We start from the raw sequence: 18,819 nt of genomic DNA on the forward strand, positions 1-18,819 counted from the left end.
CGTTCCGCGTCGGGGGGTACCGGAAAGCTCCCGCGCCGCTATGCGGCGATGCTGTCGGGCTGCCGCCCATGTTCGAGGTAGATCGGCGCTGCCTGAAGAGCATCGCGTTCCTGGGCCCCGACGAAGTCGCCGAGCATACGATTCCGTGCTTGGCCAGACGGATCCTTGCTGCCATTGAGGCTCGATCGCGTCAGCGCTGACCGCAGCGCCGGCACAGTCCGGTTGCCGCTATCCGCAGTCCAGCCCGTCAGCGTGGGCTCAGCAAGCAGATCGCCAAGGGTCACGTCCAACGCATCGGCCAGGGACTTGATGATCGGCAGCCTGTCTAGCTCCAGCCGGTTGTTTTCGGCCTTGCTCGGCCAGTCGACCGTACGGCCGACGAGTCCAGCCATGACTTCTTGGGACATGCCGCGCCGCTGGCGGTATCGGGCGACTCGCCCGACGGCGGACAGGTTAGTCACCGAGCTTGGCCTTGCAGCCGCACAAAATCCTCAAGTTGGTCCAACCGCTCGGTGAGACGGCGCACGTCCCGACGCACCTCCGACAGATACTCAGTGATCTGCTCGAACTCGGTGCTTCGCTTGGGCGATGCACCCTCGCCGGGTAGTGCGACAAAGCTGCCTTTGCCCTGGTGAGAAGTCGCGTAGCCGTCCTCACGGAGCCGAGAGATCGCCTGCCGGGCCACAGTGCGCGACACGCCGTGCTCGGTCATCAGCTTCGCCTCTGAGGGCAACTTGTCGCCCGGTTCGAGTTCCCCGTTTCGGATCTTGCACTTGAAATCGTCGGCGATCTGCAAGTACGCGGCCCGCCCGGCGGTGAAGTCGGCCATAGCCCCTCTCAGTGGTTGTCGTACCTAGTGCAACACATCCCGCACAAGGGAGGCGAGACTGACTACTTGACACGCCAAGTAGTACGAGTTCATGCTCAATCCAGAGATGACGTACTAAGTACGTCAAGTAGTCGCATCTAGGAGCGCGCTCATGCGTCAGATTCCCGTCGACACTTCCGCCGCCACCGTGACAGTCGCCCAGCCTCCCCAGAAGAAGATCCACGACCGCCGCTCCGGCGAGATCACCACCGACACCGAGACCGGTGCCGACCTGATGACCGTGGACGTAATGTTCGCGCTCGACGGTGAGGTCGAGATCCTAACCGTGACCGTCCCCGAGCCAGGCATCACTGGTGAACTGACGATGGGCACCCCCCTCGCACTAACCGGTTTGACCGCCCGGCCGTGGGACAACGAGTTGAACGGCCAGAAGCGGCACGGCATCGCCTTCCGCGCGGTCGCCATTACCTCGCTGACCGCTGGCGCCTCGCAGCCGAAGGCGGCCTGACTATGATCTGGTTAACGGTCGCTCTGGTCCTGGTCGTCGCCACTCCGGGTCTCCTGCGCTGGCGGAGCCCCGCCTGGCACCGGCTCACCTTCGGTGTCACCCTGACGAGTCTTCGGGTTCTGTTCCGCTACAACATCTGTCATGGATGCCTGCGGACTGACGGTCCCGCTCTGTGGGGCGGGGCGGCATCCGACGTGCGCTCGGCAGTCGCCTTCATGATGATGCCGACCACGGCCTCTGGCGGGACCAAGTGGACGGCTTCTCCTCTCGCCCAACCCGACCCGCCTCGCCATGACACCGACAAGGCGCGCAACTACCCATGTGCGGCAGCGGTCTCCACCTCGACTCCGAGGTCAACAGACGGCACTCGTCTGCGCGACCAGCGCCTTGAACGGGAGGGTCTCCTGGGGATCTGCCACAGCCCCAGCCTACGAGGGGATCTTGGAGTGGTTCCACAAAACGATCTGATCTCGCCAGAGCCCTGTCCGGGCCGCTCGGCGGCGATCCGGCGGACTTCCGCGCGCAACCATCCGCACACCGGCTGCGCAAATGCGCTCCCCATCGGACCGGGCGGCACGATTCCAGACACCCTCCCTCGCCAAGAAGAGGGCTCAGAACACGAGAAAGCCAGGTCAGACGGTGTCTGACCTGGCTTTTGACTGAGCCGCCTTCGGGATTCGAACCCGAGACCTACGCATTACGAGTGCGTTGCTCTGGCCATCTGAGCTAAGGCGGCGCGCCGGTTCGCACCATGGTGCGGTCAGCAACGGCGCCAAGTCTACACAGTTTCCGGAGGGGGTCGGACCACCCCCCGAGAGCGGTGCTCTCACCCCCTATGAGCAGCGCTTTCCGTCCCGCGGGGCGGTCCCCTTCAGCAGGTAGTCGTTGATCGCGGAGTCGATGCACGCGCTGCCCCGCCCGTACGCCGTGTGCCCGTCGCCGTCGTACGTGAGCAGCGTGCCGGAGTCGAGCTGGGCGGCCAAGGACTGGGCCCAGCGGTACGGCGTGGCCGGGTCGCGGGTGGTGCCGACCACCACGATGGGCGCCGCGCCCTTCGCCTCGATCCGGTGCGCCTTCCCCGTGGCCTTCACCGGCCAGTACGCGCAGTTGAGCGCCGACCACGCCAGCCCGTCGCCGAAGACCGACGACGCCTTCTCGAAGGCCGGCAGCGCCTTGGCGACCTCGTCCGGCGAGGTGAAGGACGGGGGCAGGTCAAGGCAGTTCACGGCGGCGTTGGCGAACATCAGGTTCGCGTAGCGGCCGTCGCTGGACCGCTCGTAGTAGCTGTCGGACAGGGCGAGCAGCCCCTTGCCGTCCTTGTCGTTCATCGCGGCGGTCAGCGCCTCGCGCAGTTGGGGCCACGCGCCCTCGTCGTACATCGCGGCGATCACTCCCGTCGTCGCGAGGGCCTCGCCCAGCTCACGGCCCGGCGAACCCGTCGGGATCGGGTTCTCGTCGAGCTTCCGGAAGAACGCCTTCAGGCGCTCCCCCGCCGTCGCGGTCGACACCGCCGGATGGCCGCCCGCGCCGGGACCGTCGCCACCGCTCGGCCCGCCACCCCTGACGGCCCCGCCCCCCTTGACCTCCCCGTCGGCCCCGGCCGCGCCCGCCGCGCCGCCGAGCGGGCAGTCCGTCCGTTTCAGGCAGTCCTTCGCGAAGGACTGGAACGCCGTCTCGAACCCGGCCGTCTGGTCCTCGTTCATCGCGCGCGCCGACAGCGACGGGTCCATCGCGCCGTCGAGGACGAGCCGCCCGACGCGGTCGGGGTAGAGGCCCGCGTACGTCGCTCCGAGGAAGGTGCCGTACGACGCGCCCACGTACGTCAGTTTCTCGTCGCCGAGCACCGACCGCAGGACGTCCATGTCCCGCGCCGCCTCCACGGTCGAGACATGCGGCAGGATCCGCGCCGAGCGCGCCTCGCAGCCGGCCGCGAACTTCTTGTACGCCCGCACGAGTTCGTCCCGCTCGCGCGTGTTGTCCGGCGTCACGTCGGTCTGCGTGTACGCGTCCATCTGCTTGCCGTCGAGGCATTCGACGGGTTCGCTGCGGGCGACTCCGCGCGGGTCGATCGCCACCATGTCGTAGCGGGCGCGGACCGACGCCGGGTAGCCGAGTGCCGCGTACGCCTGGAGGTAGCCGATCGCCGAGCCGCCCGGACCGCCCGGGTTGACCAGCAGCGAACCGATCCGCTGCCCGGGTCCCGTCGCCTTCTTCCGGGACACCGCCAGCTTGATCTCACCGGCGTCCGGCTTGTCGTAGTCGAGCGGGGCCTTCATCGTGGCGCACTCGAAGCCGGGGGCGCCGCACTCGCGCCACCCCAACTTCTGCGCGTAGTACGGGGTCAGCGCCTGCGGGGTCGACTTCGGCAGCGCCGCCATCGACACCTCGGCCGTCGAACTCCCCGATGAACATCCGGAGATGAGCAGGCCGGCGGCGGTGAGCAGGGTGCCGGCGGCGCGAAGGGCGCGGCGGCGGGGGCGGGGACTGGTGCACATCCCGCGACCTTAACCCTCAGCGACCGCCCGATCGCTCCGCGTGGCCCCCACTCCGGCTCGTACGAGTGAAACCCGCGTGCGCCCCCTCAACCCCGAACCCCCTCACCCCGCCCGCAACGCCATCGTCATCGCCTCCACCGCCAGCAGCGGCGCCACATTGCTGTCCAGCGCCTCGCGGCACGCGGAGATCGCCTCGATCCGCCGGAGCGTCGCCTCGGGAGAGCTGCCGCGCGCGAGGCGGTCCAGCGTGTCCTGCGCGTCGGTGTTGGCGAGGGCGAGCCGGGTGCCGAGCTGGAGGGCGAGCACATCACGGTAGAACCCGGTGAGGTCGGTCAGCGCCAGGTCCAGACTGTCGCGCTGCGTCCTCGTACGACGGCGCTTCTGCCGGTCCTCCAGGTCCTTCATCACACCCGCCGTGCCGCGCGGCATCCGCCCGCCCTGGGCCGCGCCGAGCGCCGCCTTCAGCTCGTCGGTCTCCTTCACGTCCCGCTCGTCGGAGACGTCCTTGGCGTCCTCCGTCGCCGCGTCGATCAGCTCCTGCGCCGCCCGGAGACAGCCGCCGATGTCCTCCACGCGCAACGGCAGCTTCAGCACGGCGGCCCTGCGCTCCCGCGCGCGCGGGTCGGTGGCGAGCCGACGGGCGCGCCCGATGTGCCCCTGGGTGGCGCGCGCAGCGGCGGCGGCGACGTCCGGCTCGATGCCGTCACGGCGTACGAGCACATCGGCGACGGCGTCCACGGGCGGTGTCCGCAGCGTCAGATGGCGGCAGCGGGAGCGGATCGTCGGCAGTACGTCTTCGAGCGACGGCGCGCACAGCAGCCACACAGTGCGCGGAGCGGGCTCCTCCACGGCCTTCAGGAGGACATTGCCGGCGCCTTCGGTGAGACGGTCGGCGTCCTCCAGGACGATGACCTGCCAGCGGCCGACCGCGGGCGAGAGCTGGGCGCGGCGGACCAGGTCCCGGGTCTCCTTGACGCCGATCGACAGCAGGTCCGTACGGACGATCTGCACATCCGCGTGCGTACCGATCAGGGTCGTATGGCAGCCCTCGCAGAAGCCGCAGCCGGGGACGCCGCCCAGCGCGCGGTCGGGGCTCACGCACTGGAGCGCCGCGGCGAACGCGCGCGCGGCCGTCGACCGGCCGGAACCGGGAGGTCCGGTGAACAGCCACGCATGCGTCATCTTCGACATGTTCGACATCTTCGACGCCTCGGGCAGGGGCGTGCCCGACGCGACCGCCGTCACGAGCACGTCGGCGTCCCGGGCCGCGGCGGCGAGCTGGCCGCTCACCTGCTCCTGCCCCACCAAGTCGTCCCACACGGTCATGGGTTGCCGCCCTCGCCTCGCCTCGTACGTCGCCTTGCCCGATCCATTGTGGACGACCCCACTGACAATCGGCCCGACAGCAACCGGACGGACAGCAACCGGACGGACAGCTTCAGCAAAGGCTCACCAGCGCCAAGGCAGCGGGCGCGCGGCTCCCTCGGAGGCGGCCCTCCAGTGGCAACCCCCGGTGGCACCCCCCGGCAGGCAGCACCCCGGCGGCCCCCTCAGCGACGCCTTCCGCCCCGCCCGCGCCCTCCGTCGTCGTCCTCGACCCCGTCGTCGTGCGGGCCGAGCAACTCGTCCGCCAGCGTCGGCAGATCGTCGAGCGGGGTCTCCTCCGCCCAGTCGGAACGGGGCCGCCGCCGAGGAACACCCTGCTCGTCGACCTGCGGCAACTCACGCGTACGGTCCCCCGCACCCACACCGGCACCCGCACCCGCACCACCGGGACGCTCGTCACGGAAGAACCCCGGGGGTACGCGATCGGCCGTAGCACCGCCACCGTCCCGAGGCGCGGTCCCGTCCTGCCGTACCGGAGGCAGCACCGCGGTCTCGTCCACCGCACGCTCGTCCCGTACGTCCCGTACATCCCGCCCATCCCGTACGGGGGGCAGCACCGCGGTCTCGTCGGCGGGACCCGGCCCCCCCTCGCGTACCGCGGGCAGCACCGTCGTCTCGTCCGCCGCCCCCGGCACCGGCGCCTGCGGCAGCTCCGTGGTCACCTCGGCATCGGCCCCACTCGGACCCGAACCGGAACCCGAACCCGAACCCGAACCGGAACCGGAATCCGAACCGGACGGACCGGCAGCCTTCCCCCGCGCAACCTCCGCTTCCGCCTCCGCCTTGGCAGCCGCCTCAGCAGCCGCCGCCTCCGAAGCCGCCGCCACGGCCGCCGCAGCCGCTGCCGCCGCCTCGGCCTCCCGCCGCGCCTCCTCCGCCCGCAGCAACGCCTCCTCGGCCTTCCGCTGCTTCTCCAGCCGGCGCGCCTCCGCCTCCGCGTGCAGGCGGGCCTCCTCGGCGGCCTGCCGGCGGCGGCGCTCCTCCTCGGCCGCGCGCGCCTGTTCCTCGGCGAGAAGCCTGGCCTGCTCCTCCTCGGCGCGCCGCCGCGCCTCCTCCGCGCGCCGGTGGGCCTCTTCGGCCTGGCGTTCGGCCTCGCGGCGCTGGGCCTCCTCGACCTCGCGCCGCTTGCGCTCTTCCTCCTCGGCGCGGAGCTTGGCGAGCTGTTCCTGGCGCTCGCGCTCCAGGCGCTCCTCCTCGGCCTTCCGCGCGGCCTCTTCCTCGGCCTTGCGGCGGGCCTCTTCCTCGGCGGCCTTGCGCGCCTCCTCCTGGGCCTTGATCTCGGCCTCGGAGAGCGGCAGCAGCATGTCGAGCCGGTGCCGGATCACGGTGGTGACCGCCTCCGGTTCCTGGCTGCCGTCCACCACGAGATAGCGGCCGGGGTCGGCGGCGGCCAGCGTCAGAAAACCGGCCCTTACGCGCGCGTGGAACTCGGCGGGCTCCGACTCCAGCCGGTCGGGCGCCTCCGTGAACCGCTCCCGCGCCGCCTCGGGCGCCACGTCGAGCAGCACCGTCAGATGCGGTACGAGACCGTCCGTGGCCCACCGGGAGATCCGCGCGACCTCGGTCGGCGACAGATCGCGTCCCGCGCCCTGGTACGCCACCGACGAGTCGATGTACCGGTCGGAGACGACGACCGCACCGCGCGCGAGGGCCGGCCGTACGACCGTGTCGACGTGCTCGGCGCGATCCGCCGCGTACAGCAGGGCCTCCGCGCGGTGCGACAGACCCGCGCTGGACACGTCGAGCAGGATCGAACGCAGCCGCTTGCCCACGGGGGTTGCCCCGGGCTCCCGGGTGACGACGACCTCGTGGCCCTTGCCCCGGATCCACTCCGCCAACGCCTCGGCCTGCGTGGACTTCCCGGCGCCGTCGCCGCCCTCCAGGGCGATGAAGAAGCCGGTCGTGGCCGGTGCCTGCGCCGGATCGCCGCCGCGCAGCGCCTCCCGCAGGTCCTGCCGCAGCGGTACGCCGGACCTGTCGTCGACCTTGGCCAGGACGAACGCCGCCACCGGCAGCAGCAGCGCGCCGACCAGCATCAGCGTGAACGCGGCGCCCCCGTGCGCGAAGACGAACTTGCCGCTTTGCAGCCGGTGCGACCCTATGGCCGACGCGACCAGCGGCGCGACGACTGCGCCCACCGCGACGTACACGCGGACGACCGCGTGCAGGTGGTCGGTCGTCCGGGGGCGGCGGTACTCCTCGGTCTCCTGGTCGAGCAGCGTGTGGCCGGTGTTGGCGGAGACTCCGGCCGCGACCCCCGCGAGGGCGAGGAGGAGCAGCACGCTGGTGCTGTCGGGGACGAGCCCGGCGGCGAGCAGCGCGACCCCGGTGACGGCGATGGCGAGGGCGAGCAGCCGACGCCGCGACAGCGAGGGCAGCACCGAGGGCGCCGTACGGATCCCGGCGAGCGTGCCGCCGGTCAGCGCGAGCACCATCAGGCCGAAGGTGACCGGGCCGCCGCCGAGGTCCGTCGCGTGCAGTACGGCGACCGCGACGGCCGCCGAGATCGCCGCCGCGACGGCGGCGCAGGCGACGACAAGCAGCCGGACGGTGCCCGTACGGCCCTTGTCGACGCCCGTGCCGGTACGGGGCCTGCGCAGCCCTTCGAGCGGCGACCGCGCGCGCGGGGTCTGTGTTCCGGGCAGTTCGAGGAAGTACACGACCGACAGCGAGGCGGCGAACAGACCGGCGGCGACGTACGACGCGAGCGCCGCCTGGTGCAGCGCGAACCAGTCGATCCCCGCGCCCAGCACGTTCTCGATCAGCGTGACCGCGACGAGCGCCGCCGCGGCGAGGGGCAGCGCCACGAATGCGGTGCGCAGCGAGAGCCTGCGCAGCGCGTCCATGTGGTCCGGGAGCGGTCGGACGGTCGCGCCCTCCGGCGGCGGCGCGGGCAGCAGCGAGGGCGCCGCGCCCTCCCGGCTCACGGTCCAGAACCGCTCGGCGACACCGATCACGAAGGAGGTGACGAGGAGCAGGGCGAGCGCGTTGCCGGGCGTCCAGTCGATCCACAGGGGGGCCACGATCAGCAGTACGGCCCGCAGGCCGTCCGTGGTGATCATGGTCCAGCGGCGGTCGAGGAGCCCGCCGGGCGCGGTGAGCGAGGTGAGCGGGCCGAGCAGGACGGCGCCGAAGACCAGCGTCGCGAGGATCCGGGCGGCGAACACGGCCGCGACCGCGTACGCGACCCCCCGGAAGCCGCCCCCGAACGAGCCCTCGGAAATGGCCGTCTGGAGGGCGAGCAGCACGAGGACGAGCAGCGCGAGGGCGTCACCGACACCGCCGACGAACTGCGCGCTCCACAGCCGCTTCAGCTGCGGTACGCGCAGCAGGGCACGGACGGCACGCTCCCGGGAATCGGCGACCAGCGCGTCGTCGGGGGCCGTGTTTCCGGCCATTGGCTGCTCTGCACGCGTCATCCTGACAGCCTATCCGGACCCCGATGCTCCCCGAAGGGCCGTCCGAACATGTGGACGTCCCTGCACACGACGGTGCCGGAACGCGTACGCTACGCCGCGCCCATGGCCCCGCTGACCGCCGAAGCCCGCGGAGCCGACGAGGCCGCCGGAGCGGACCTCAGTCCTCCGAGGACGCCCCGCTCTTCGACGCCGTCGCCTTCTTCGCGGCGGTCGCCTTGGTGGCCGTCTTCTTCGCAGCCGTCTTCTTCGCCGCCGTCTTGGCCGTGGCGGTCTTCTTGGCGGCCGTCGCCTTCTTGGCGGGGGCCTTCTTCGCCGGAGCCTTCTTGGCGGTCTTCTTTGCCGGGCTCTTCGCGCGCTTCTCGGCGAGCAGTTCGAAGCCGCGCTCGGGCGTGATGTCCTCGACGCTGTCGCCGGAGCGCAGGGTCGCATTGGTCTCGCCGTCGGTGACGTACGGCCCGAAGCGACCGTCCTTGACGACGACCGGCTTGGCGCTGACCGGGTCCTCGCCCAGCTCCTTCAGCGGCGGCTTCGCGGCGGCCCGCCCACGCTGCTTGGGCTGGGCGTAGATCGCGAGGGCCTCTTCGAGGGTGATGGTGAAGAGCTGCTGCTCGTTCTCCAGGGAGCGCGAGTCGGTGCCCTTCTTCAGATACGGGCCGTACCGGCCGTTCTGCGCGGTGATCTCGACGCCCTCCGCGTCGGCGCCGACCACGCGCGGGAGGGACATCAGCTTGAGGGCGTCCGCCAGGGTGACCGTGTCCAGGGACATCGACTTGAACAGCGAGGCCGTACGCGGCTTGACGGCGTTCTTGCCGGTCTTCGGGGTGCCCTCGGGCAGCACCTCGGTGACATACGGCCCGTACCGGCCGTCCTTGGCCACGATCTGGCGCCCGGTCTCCGGGTCGGCGCCCAGCTCGAAGTCGCCGCTGGGCTTGGCCAGCAGCTCCTCCGCGTAGGCGACGGTCAGCTCGTCGGGCGCCAAGTCCTCGGGGACGTCCGCGCGCTGGTGGTTCTCGGAGTCCCGCTCACCGCGCTCGACATAAGGGCCGTACCGGCCGACCCGCAGCACGATGCCGTCGCCGACGGGGAACGACGACACCTCGCGCGCGTCGATCGCGCCCAGGTCGGTGACGAGTTCCTTGAGGCCGCCGAGGTGGTCACCGTCACCGTTGCCCGCGTCGGCCGCGCCGCCGGAGGGCTCGCCCTCGCCGAAGTAGAACCGCCTCAGCCACGGCACGGCCTGCGCCTCACCGGCCGCGATGCGGTCGAGGTCGTCCTCCATGCGGGCGGTGAAGTCGTAGTCGACGAGCCGGCCGAAGTGCTTCTCCAGCAGGTTGACGACGGCGAACGACAGGAAGGACGGCACCAGGGCGGTGCCCTTCTTGAACACATAGCCGCGGTCGAGGATGGTGCCGATGATGGACGCGTAGGTCGACGGGCGGCCGATCTCGCGCTCTTCCAGCTCCTTGACCAGGCTGGCCTCGGTGTAGCGGGCCGGGGGCTTGGTGGCGTGCCCGTCGACCGTGATCTCGTCGGCGGACAGGGCGTCGCCCTCGGCGACCTGCGGCAGGCGGCGCTCGCGGTCGTCCAGTTCGGCGTTCGGGTCGTCGGCGCCTTCGACGTACGCCTTGAGGAAGCCGTGGAAGGTGATCGTCTTGCCGGATGCGCTGAACTCGGCGTCCCGGCCGTCGCTCGCACGCCCCGCGATCTTCACCGTCACGGAGTTGCCGACGGCGTCCTTCATCTGGGAGGCGACGGTCCGCTTCCAGATCAGCTCGTAGAGCCGGAACTGATCGCCCGTCAGTCCGGTCTCGGCCGGGGTGCGGAAACGATCACCCGAGGGGCGGATCGCCTCGTGCGCCTCCTGGGCGTTCTTGACCTTCCCGGCGTAGACGCGGGGCTTGTCCGGGAGGTAGGAGGCGCCGTAAAGCTGGGTGACCTGCGCGCGGGCTGCGGAGATCGCCGTGTCGCTGAGGGTCGTGGAGTCCGTACGCATATAGGTGATGAAGCCGTTCTCGTACAGCTTCTGGGCGACCTGCATGGTGGACTTCGCGCCGAATCCGAGCTTGCGGCTCGCCTCCTGCTGAAGGGTCGTGGTGCGGAAGGGCGCGTAAGGCGAGCGGCGGTAGGGCTTCGACTCGACGGACCGGACGGCGAACCGGGAGTCGGCGAGGGCGGCGGCGAGGGCGCGGGCGTTCGCCTCGTCGAGGTGGAGCGTGTTCGCACTCTTGAGTTGTCCCAGCGAGTCGAAGTCGCGGCCCTGCGCGACTCGTCTGCCGTCGACCGCGGTGAGGCGGGCGACCAGCGACGCCGGGTCGGACGCATCCCCGGCACGGCCGGTGCCGAAGGTGCCCGTCAGGTCCCAGTACTCAGCTGAACGAAACGCGATGCGCTCGCGTTCCCGCTCGACCACGAGTCGTGTGGCGACGGACTGGACGCGGCCCGCCGACAGCCGCGGCATGACCTTCTTCCACAGGACCGGCGAGACCTCGTAGCCGTAGAGACGGTCGAGGATGCGGCGGGTCTCCTGGGCGTCGACCAGCTTCTGGTTCAGCTCACGCGGGTTGGCGACGGCGTCCCGGATCGCGTCCTTGGTGATCTCGTGGAAGACCATGCGGTGGACGGGGATCTTGGGCTTGAGCACTTCCTGGAGGTGCCACGCGATGGCCTCGCCCTCGCGGTCCTCATCGGTGGCGAGGAAGAGTTCGTCGGAGTCGCGCAGCAGGTCCTTGAGCTTCTTGACCTGGGCCCGCTTGTCGGCGTTGACCACATAGATCGGCTGGAAGTCGTGTTCGACGTCCACGCCGAGGCGGCGCACCTCTCCGGTGTACTTCTCGGGGACCTCCGCGGCGCCGTTCGGGAGGTCGCGGATGTGCCCGACGCTCGCTTCGACGACGTAGCCGGGGCCGAGGTAGCCCTTGATCGTCTTCGCCTTGGCAGGCGACTCGACGATCACGAGTCGGCGGCCTGCGGTCTCGCTGGTCGGGGACAACTTCGCTCTTCTCTCCGGTCGACACTGGGTGCAGTGCGGTACGTACGGTGACGCTGCGGAGTGTGACGGTACATCCCGCCCCCGTGTCAAACGGGAAAAGCCCGCAACGGCCACTCGAACGGTAACCCGACTACCGCCGTCTCTGCCGCCCGGAGCGGCGACCTGCACTTTCGGCGCTATGCGGAGCGTGATCTCTCAGTTACTGAGGGAAGACCGCCCAAGATCGCCCCGGAGCGCGGTTCAGATCCTCTTGGGCCCCGGTTCAGATCCTCGTGAAGCACCAGACGGCGAGCGCGAGGGTCACCGCTCCGGCCAGTGTCGCGAGCGTCGCGGACGCGGCCTGGCGCATGCCGTCCGCGACCGGCAGCCGGTGGTGCACCCGGACTCCGGTCCACAGCAACAGCGCCGCCCCGAACAGGGCGAACACCGATCCCGCGAAGATCGCCGGTCCGTTCTCCATGGCTTCGCCCTCTCCGTCCCGGTTGCCCAGCGGAGGGAGGCTGGCACGCCCGGACGGCGGCCCGGCGAACCCGGGGTGAACGACACATGCCGGCGCGCACCGGATACGCGGATCGCCTACGCGACGCCCGGCGGATGCCGTACGGAACCCGCGGTACCGGAACCCGCAGGGGCAGCTCCGGGAGAGAGCCGTACGCAACATGCGGCGAATCTCACCTTGCCGCCGCCACCGATCCGCCCGGCGGAGGCATGTCCCCGCGTCCCCGTCAGACGCCTTCGCCGACCGGCAGCAGAAAACCCTGTTCGACCAGGAGCCGGATCTGCGCAGGGGTGCGGTCCCGGAGCAGTACCGGGTCCTCGCCCAGGAGCTGGGCGATGGCGTCGATGATCCGCCCGGCGCTGAGTGAGCCGTCACACACGCCCGCGAAGCCGGCGCCGACGGTGTCGACCTGGGTCGCGCGCCGCATGCCGCGGTGCTGACGCAGCACCACATGCTCCGGGTCCTCGGCACCGGGGAGCCCGACCTGTTCCTGCACGACCTCGTCGGCGAGCTGGAAGTGCCCGGCGAGGAGGGCCGCGTCGTCGTGGGCGCGGAGATAGTCCTGGCGGTCGAAGTGCGCACGCACGGTGGCGCCGAGTGGCTGCTCGACGGGGTGCGGCCACTCCTCGACGGTGACCGCCGGCCGCGCCGAACCCGTCCTGCGCAGGGTGATCCAGCCGAAGCCGACGGCCCTGGTCTTGCGGGCCTCGAACTCGTCGAGCCACGCGTCGTACCGCGCGGCGTACTCGACGGGGTCCGTGCGGTGGTCGCCCGCGTCCCGCAGCCACAGCTCCGCGTACTGCGTCACGTCCTGCACCTCGCGCTGCACGATCCAGGCATCGCAGCCGCGCGGCACCCAGGTGCGGAGGCGGTCGGCCCAGTCCTCGCCCTCGGTGTGCTGCCAGTTGGCCAGGAATTGCGCGTACCCCCCTTCGTTCAGCCGGTCCCCCGCCTGCTGAACGAGCGTGCGGCACAGATCGTCCCCGCCCATCCCGCCGTCCCGGTACGTGAGCCGCGCGCCGGGGGAGATCACGAACGGCGGGTTGGACACGACGAGGTCGAAGGTGCGGTCGGCGACGGGTTCGAAGAGTGAGCCTTCGAGCAGCTCGGCTTCCGGGGCGCCGGACAGGGCGAGGGTGAGCCGGGCGATGCGCAACGCGCGCGGGTTGAGGTCGGTCGCCGTGACCCGGGTCGCGTGCTGCGTCAGGTGCAGCGCCTGGATCCCGGATCCGGTACCGAGATCGAGCGCCGATCCGACGGGCGTACGGACCGTCAGTCCGGCCAGCGTCGTGGACGCGCCGCCCACCCCCAGGACGACGCCCGCGTCCGCCGTACCGGTGTCGCCGCCGATGCCCCCGGCGCCGCCCACCGAGCAGCCGAGGTCCGACACGATGAACCAGTCCTCGCCGCCCGGTCCCCCGTACGGCCTGATGTCGACCGTGGCCGCGACCTCGTCACCGCCGGCCGCCACCAGCCAGCCGCTCTCCAGGCAGACGTCCACGGGCAGAACGTGCCCCACGCGCGCGTGGGGCACGGGCTGCTGAAGAAGGAAGAGCCGTACGAGCGTGTCGAGGGCGCTGTCGCCCCGGGTGGCCCGCAGTGCGGGGACGGTCTCACTGCGGGCCAGCGCCGCGTACGCCGGGGCGCCGAGGAGTTCCAGGAGGCCGTCGGCGGTGAAGTCGGCGCCCAGGAGGGCGTCCCGCAGCCTGGCGGCGGCGTCGACGCGGTCGGACGAGGGCAGGCGGGTCGTAGTCACGCCCACATTGTCCTCCTCGCGCCCGCGCGCGGGACCGCGGTCAGGCCCGTACCGGACCCGCCATTACTCCACCGTCACTCGCACCGGACCCGCCGTCACTCGTTCTTGGCCGCCGCGGTCGGCGTGGCGCTCGCGCTCTTGCAGCTCTCCTGCTTCTGCATCGCCTTGCCGACGTCGCCCTCTTCCAGCTTCTTCAGGGCGTCGTTGCCGCTCTGGCTCAGCTTGTCCAGCTCACCGGCCACGCTCTTGAGGCCGTCGGCGAACTTGCCCTGGTCGTTGGTGTCCAGACCGTCGACCTGCTTCTGCAGATCGGCGTACGACGCGGAGATGCCGTTCAGTTCCTTGACGGCGTTCTGCTGCTTCGTCTGACCGTCGTCGACGGGCGGGGCGCCCGCCTTGTCGACGGCCGAACCGATCGCCTTGTAGGCGTCGGACATGTCCTGGAACGCCTGTGAGTCCGTCTTCTGGACGTCCACCGGCTTGCTGCTGTCGGCGGTCTGCTGCTGAATCGCCCCGTTCGCGCTCTCGATCTTCTGCGCCTGCGGCTGTACGGAGTCACAGACCGTCTTGGCCCAGCTGTTGAGCTTGTCGTCCTTGCTGTCTCCGCATCCCGACAGCGCCAGTACCAGCACCGCACCGCCGGAGAGCGCTGCTGCAAACTTCTTGTTCACCGGATGGGTCCCTTCCATGGGCTCTCGGCCCCGGAACATACACGCCAAGTGGGCGACAACCGCATGCGAGGCGTCCGCTTCACCCCCTATTGAAGCCATTTGCACCAAGGCGCCGGCGGCAAGGGAGAGAAGGCTCACGGGCGGACCGCCCTCGCGGGACCGGCGCGAGGCACACCCCTGCACACCCCCGGCCCGCAGCGCGCGCGGGCGCCTGGCACACGAAGAGCGGGCGTACGGCGCATCAACCCGCGCCGTACGCCCGCCCCATTGAACGGAACGCGATCCCAGTGCTGTCCGGGTGCTGCCCGGTGCTGCCCGGGTGCTGTCCCGGTGCTACGAAACAGCCGCCGGATCGACCGGTTTGGACACCCGTTCCGTACTCCCGTCCGCCTCGTCCTCCATGGCGATGCCGCGCCGCTTGGAGATGTAGACGGCACCGACGATGACCGCGATGGCGAGCACCGCGATCAGGATCCGCAACGCGAGGTTTCGATCCTCGCCGTAGCTGAACTTGACGATGGCGGGTGCGACGAGCAGCGCCACCAGGTTCATCACCTTCAGCAGCGGGTTGATCGCCGGGCCCGCGGTGTCCTTGAACGGGTCGCCGACCGTGTCGCCGATGACCGTGGCGGCATGGGCCTCACTGCCCTTGCCGCCGTGGTTCCCGTCCTCGACGAGCTTCTTCGCGTTGTCCCACGCGCCTCCTGAGTTGGCGAGGAACACCGCCATCAGCGTGCCCGTGCCGATCGCGCCCGCGAGGTACGCGCCGAGCGCCCCGACCCCGAGGGTGAAGCCGATCGCGATGGGCGCGAGGACCGCGAGGAGACCGGGCGTGGCCAGCTCGCGCAGCGCGTCCTTGGTGCAGATGTCGACGACGCGCCCGTACTCCGGCTTCTCGGTGTAGTCCATGATCCCGGGGCGCTCGCGGAACTGCCGCCGCACCTCGTACACCACGGATCCCGCGGAGCGCGACACCGCGTTGATCGCGAGCCCCGAGAAGAGGAACACGACCGCGGCCCCGGCGATCAGCCCGACCAGGTTGTTGGGCTGCGAGATGTCCATCACCAGGGTCAGCGGCCCGCCGTCGCCGACCTTCTCGCCGACGTCGCTCGCCGCCGCGACGATCGCGTCCCGGTACGAGCCGAAGAGCGCCGCCGCCGCGAGGACGGCCGTGGCGATGGCGATGCCTTTCGTGATCGCCTTTGTGGTGTTTCCGACGGCGTCCAGGTCGGTGAGCACCTGGGCGCCGGCGCCCGTGACGTCGCCGGACATCTCGGCGATGCCCTGGGCGTTGTCGGAGACCGGGCCGAAGGTGTCCATGGCGACGATGACGCCGACCGTGGTGAGCAGCCCGGTGCCGGCCAGGGCCACCGCGAACAGCGCGAGCATGATCGACGTACCGCCGAGCAGGAACGCCCCGTACACGCCGAGACCGATCAGGATCGCGGTGTAGACGGCCGATTCCAGACCGATCGAGATCCCGGCGAGGATGACGGTGGCCGGGCCGGTGAGCGAGGTCTTGCCGATGTCCTTGACGGGACGCCGGGTGGTCTCGGTGAAGTAGCCCGTGAGCTGCTGGATCACCGCGGCGAGCAGGATGCCGATCGCGACGGCGACGACCGCGAGGATCCGCGGATCCCCGCTCTTGGCCTGGATCGCCGCGTCCGTGACGCCCTTCAGGTCCGCGTACGAGGACGGCAGATACGTGTACACGGCGACGGCGACCAGGACGAGCGAGATCACCGCGGAGATGAAGAAGCCCCGGTTGATCGCGGACATGCCACTGCGGTCGGAGCGGCGGGGTGCCACCGCGAAGATGCCGATCATCGCGGTCAGTACCCCGATCGCGGGCACGATCAGCGGGAACGCGAGACCCGAGTCGCCGAAGGCCGCCTTGCCGAGGATCAGCGCGGCGACCAGCGTGACGGCGTACGACTCGAACAGGTCTGCGGCCATTCCGGCGCAGTCGCCGACGTTGTCGCCCACGTTGTCCGCGATGGTCGCGGCATTGCGCGGATCGTCCTCCGGAATGCCCTTCTCGACCTTGCCGACCAGGTCGGCGCCGACGTCGGCGGCCTTGGTGAAGATGCCGCCGCCGACGCGCATGAACATGGCGATCAGCGCGGCGCCGAGACCGAAGCCCTCCAGGACCTTCGGCGCGTCGGCCGCGTACACCAGCACCACACAGGAGGCGCCCAGCAGACCGAGCCCCACCGTGAACATGCCGACGACGCCGCCCGTACGGAAAGCGATCTTCATGGCCTTGTGCGAGACGGCGGTGAGATCCTTTTCGGGCTCGCCTTCCTTCGGCGTGGCCTCTCGGGCGGCGGCTGCCACACGGACATTGCTGCGTACGGCGAGCCACATGCCGATATAGCCGGTGGCCGCCGAGAAACCAGCTCCGATCAGGAAGAACAGCGAACGTCCGGCCCGCTGATTCCAGTCGTCCGCGGGCAGCAGCATGAGCAGGAAGAACACCACGACGGCGAATACCGCCAGGGTGCGCAGCTGCCGGGCCAGATAGGCGTTGGCGCCTTCCTGAACGGCCCCCGCGATCTCCTTCATGCTGTCGGTGCCCTCGCCTGCCGCGAGCACCTGGCGTACCAGGACCCCGGCGACCGCCAGGGCCGCCAGCGCGACGACCCCGATGATCATCACGATGAGACGGTTGTCATTGGTGAGTACTGCGGCTGCGAAGGTTGTGGGCTGATCAAACTGATGAGGGGTAAAGAGCCCCGCCATTCGTCCTCCTTGACGCTTGGGCTGCGCTCAAGATGTGGACGGATTGTAGGGAGCTGGACTTGATCAAAACAGAGTGCGACAAACGGAATTCGCCCTCGCACGCTCTTCAGCAAATGATCGCGGACCGCAGCAGGCCCTCGAAAGTAGTAATGCCCTAAAAGCATTGACCCGCACATTATGATCAAGCGAAATGATAAAGGCCCTGCTCAAGGGTCGCGGCGCGGGGGCCGGAACGGCCGCGCGGCGGATCGGTTCACCGCGCGGGGCGCGCGCCGGGCGCGGCGGAACGCGCCTCGGACTTCGGCAGGGGGTCGGCACGGATTGGCCGGGGTTCGTCACGCCGGAGGCACAGGCGCACGCGAGGGGTACGGGTGTACGGGCGTGTCCGGGCGTACGAAAGGGGGCGCGGCGGGGTGGTGAGGTGTGGGGTGGGCTGCTGGGGCGCGCTGATGGAGGCTGGTGGGCGAGCCGGCTGCCAGGAGGGGCGAAAGATCGCACGTCCGGCTGCGTCCGGCCCGGGGCACCGCCCAGGTCACGCCACGACAGGCGTCAGACGGCCACAGAAGGGGTCGTGGGCCACGTCATACGGATCGATCCACCGGCTTCCCCGGCGGAGACCTCCACGTCGTCCACAAGGCCGCTGATGACCGCGAGGCCCATCTCGTCCTCGCCCTCGGGCTCCTCGGCGCCGCCCTGGGCGCCCGCCGTCCCGTCGCCCGCGACGGCCCGTGGCGCCTCGTCGCCGACCTCGATGGAGAACTGCTTCTCCTCCTCGGTCAGCAGCACCCGCACCGGCGAGGTGATCCCCGCGCTCTGGTGCAGGCCGACGGCCCGGGTGCACGCCTCACCGACGGCGAGCCGCACCTCGTCGAGCACGGCCTCGTCCACACCGGCCCGGCGCGCCACCGCCGCCGCCACCAGGCGGGCGGTCCTGACGTGTTCGGGGAGTGCGCTGAAGCGGAGTTCGACGGTTGCCATGCATCCCCCTCGGACGGGCCTGGCTGACGTACGGGCGTGCGATGAGCGGTGATACGGGTGTGCGGTGGTACCGGCGTGCGGTCAGGGGACCGGGCCCGCGGCCCGGCCCCCCGTTGTCTGCCGCCCCGGGGCCTGCCCGGGGAACCGGATCTCAGTCGGTGGCCGCTACGGCTTCCTCGACCGAGGTATGGATCGGGAACACCTTGGTCAGACCGGTGATGCGGAAGATCTTCAGGATGCGCTCCTGATTGCACACCAGGCGCAGCGACCCCTCATGGGCCCGCACACGCTTCAGGCCGCCCACCAGCACGCCGAGTCCGGTGGAGTCGAGGAAATCGACACCCTCCATGTCGACGACAAGGTGGAAGCTGCCGTCATTCACCAACTCGACCAGCTGCTCCCGCAGCTTGGGCGCGGTATATACATCGATTTCGCCACCGACCTCGACGACCGTACGATCGCCGACGGTACGGGTCGACAGGGACAGGTCCACGGATCCTCCAGCACCTTGCTATCGAGCGGTCGTCCCTAGGGACACCTCGGCCTG

13 protein-coding genes, 1 tRNA gene and 1 pseudogene are annotated in these 18,819 nt (G+C 70.5%); 2 read left to right on the forward strand and 13 right to left on the reverse strand.

What is annotated here, in order from left to right; all coding sequences use genetic code 11:
- Positions 1 to 38: 38 nt before the first annotated feature.
- Together ACIQNU_RS15020 and ACIQNU_RS15025 are read right to left on the reverse strand one after the other, a co-directional pair.
- Positions 39 to 461 carry a helix-turn-helix domain-containing protein gene (locus ACIQNU_RS15020; RefSeq protein ID WP_401365935.1) on the reverse strand — a complete coding sequence of 141 codons (423 nt, stop codon included), beginning with the start codon at positions 459 to 461 and terminating at the stop codon, positions 39 to 41.
- Positions 458 to 829, reverse strand: coding sequence for a winged helix-turn-helix domain-containing protein (locus tag ACIQNU_RS15025; RefSeq protein ID WP_401365937.1), 372 nt, complete (start codon positions 827 to 829; stop codon positions 458 to 460). Before ACIQNU_RS15025 ends, ACIQNU_RS15020 begins: the two co-directional genes overlap by 4 nt.
- Positions 830 to 980: 151 nt before the next feature.
- Between ACIQNU_RS15025 and ACIQNU_RS15030 the strand changes: the two genes are divergently transcribed.
- Together ACIQNU_RS15030 and ACIQNU_RS15035 are read left to right on the forward strand one after the other, a co-directional pair.
- Complete coding sequence (locus tag ACIQNU_RS15030; protein WP_401365939.1) at positions 981 to 1,337, forward strand: hypothetical protein; 357 nt, start codon at positions 981 to 983, stop codon at positions 1,335 to 1,337.
- Between the two features lie 2 nt (positions 1,338 to 1,339).
- A pseudogene (locus ACIQNU_RS15035) lies at positions 1,340 to 1,505 on the forward strand (plasmid transfer protein); the annotation flags it as partial.
- A gap of 494 nt (positions 1,506 to 1,999) precedes the next feature.
- On the opposite strand, the gene ACIQNU_RS15040 reads toward ACIQNU_RS15035, so the two are convergent.
- The 11 genes from ACIQNU_RS15040 to bldG form a co-directional block, all read right to left on the reverse strand.
- Positions 2,000 to 2,073, reverse strand: a tRNA-Thr gene (locus tag ACIQNU_RS15040).
- A 97-nt stretch (positions 2,074 to 2,170) separates the two neighbouring features.
- On the reverse strand, positions 2,171 to 3,832 hold the full coding sequence (locus tag ACIQNU_RS15045) for an alpha/beta hydrolase (protein WP_401365941.1): 1,662 nt from the start codon (positions 3,830 to 3,832) through the stop codon (positions 2,171 to 2,173).
- 102 nt (positions 3,833 to 3,934) lie between these two features.
- Positions 3,935 to 5,158 carry a DNA polymerase III subunit delta' gene (locus ACIQNU_RS15050; protein ID WP_401365943.1) on the reverse strand — a complete coding sequence of 408 codons (1,224 nt, stop codon included), beginning with the start codon at positions 5,156 to 5,158 and terminating at the stop codon, positions 3,935 to 3,937.
- A gap of 224 nt (positions 5,159 to 5,382) precedes the next feature.
- Entirely contained in the window at positions 5,383 to 8,637 is a 3,255-nt protein-coding gene (gene tmk / locus ACIQNU_RS15055; protein ID WP_401365944.1) for a dTMP kinase, read from the reverse strand.
- Positions 8,638 to 8,794: 157 nt separating this feature from the next.
- Positions 8,795 to 11,626 carry a type I DNA topoisomerase gene (gene topA, locus ACIQNU_RS15060; RefSeq protein WP_401365946.1) on the reverse strand — a complete coding sequence of 944 codons (2,832 nt, stop codon included), beginning with the start codon at positions 11,624 to 11,626 and terminating at the stop codon, positions 8,795 to 8,797.
- Positions 11,627 to 11,888: 262 nt separating this feature from the next.
- Positions 11,889 to 12,086, reverse strand: coding sequence for a hypothetical protein (locus ACIQNU_RS15065; RefSeq protein ID WP_401365948.1), 198 nt, complete (start codon positions 12,084 to 12,086; stop codon positions 11,889 to 11,891).
- Positions 12,087 to 12,351: 265 nt separating this feature from the next.
- Entirely contained in the window at positions 12,352 to 13,887 is a 1,536-nt protein-coding gene (locus ACIQNU_RS15070; RefSeq protein WP_401365950.1) for a methyltransferase, read from the reverse strand.
- Positions 13,888 to 13,976: 89 nt separating this feature from the next.
- Positions 13,977 to 14,570 carry a small secreted protein gene (locus ACIQNU_RS15075; protein ID WP_401365952.1) on the reverse strand — a complete coding sequence of 198 codons (594 nt, stop codon included), beginning with the start codon at positions 14,568 to 14,570 and terminating at the stop codon, positions 13,977 to 13,979.
- A 315-nt stretch (positions 14,571 to 14,885) separates the two neighbouring features.
- Positions 14,886 to 17,294 (reverse strand): sodium-translocating pyrophosphatase, encoded by a 2,409-nt coding sequence (locus ACIQNU_RS15080; RefSeq protein WP_401365954.1) that lies wholly within the window; start codon positions 17,292 to 17,294, stop codon positions 14,886 to 14,888.
- A 549-nt stretch (positions 17,295 to 17,843) separates the two neighbouring features.
- Positions 17,844 to 18,272 carry an ATP-binding protein gene (locus ACIQNU_RS15085; RefSeq protein ID WP_401365956.1) on the reverse strand — a complete coding sequence of 143 codons (429 nt, stop codon included), beginning with the start codon at positions 18,270 to 18,272 and terminating at the stop codon, positions 17,844 to 17,846.
- A 151-nt stretch (positions 18,273 to 18,423) separates the two neighbouring features.
- Positions 18,424 to 18,765: an anti-sigma factor antagonist BldG gene (gene bldG / locus ACIQNU_RS15090; protein ID WP_003975386.1), complete on the reverse strand. Its 342-nt coding sequence runs from the start codon at positions 18,763 to 18,765 to the stop codon at positions 18,424 to 18,426.
- Positions 18,766 to 18,819 lie beyond the last annotated feature (54 nt).

Origin of the sequence: Streptomyces sp. NPDC091292, from assembly GCF_044757265.1 — a bacterium.
Taxonomy (GTDB): Bacteria; Actinomycetota; Actinomycetes; order Streptomycetales; family Streptomycetaceae; genus Streptomyces.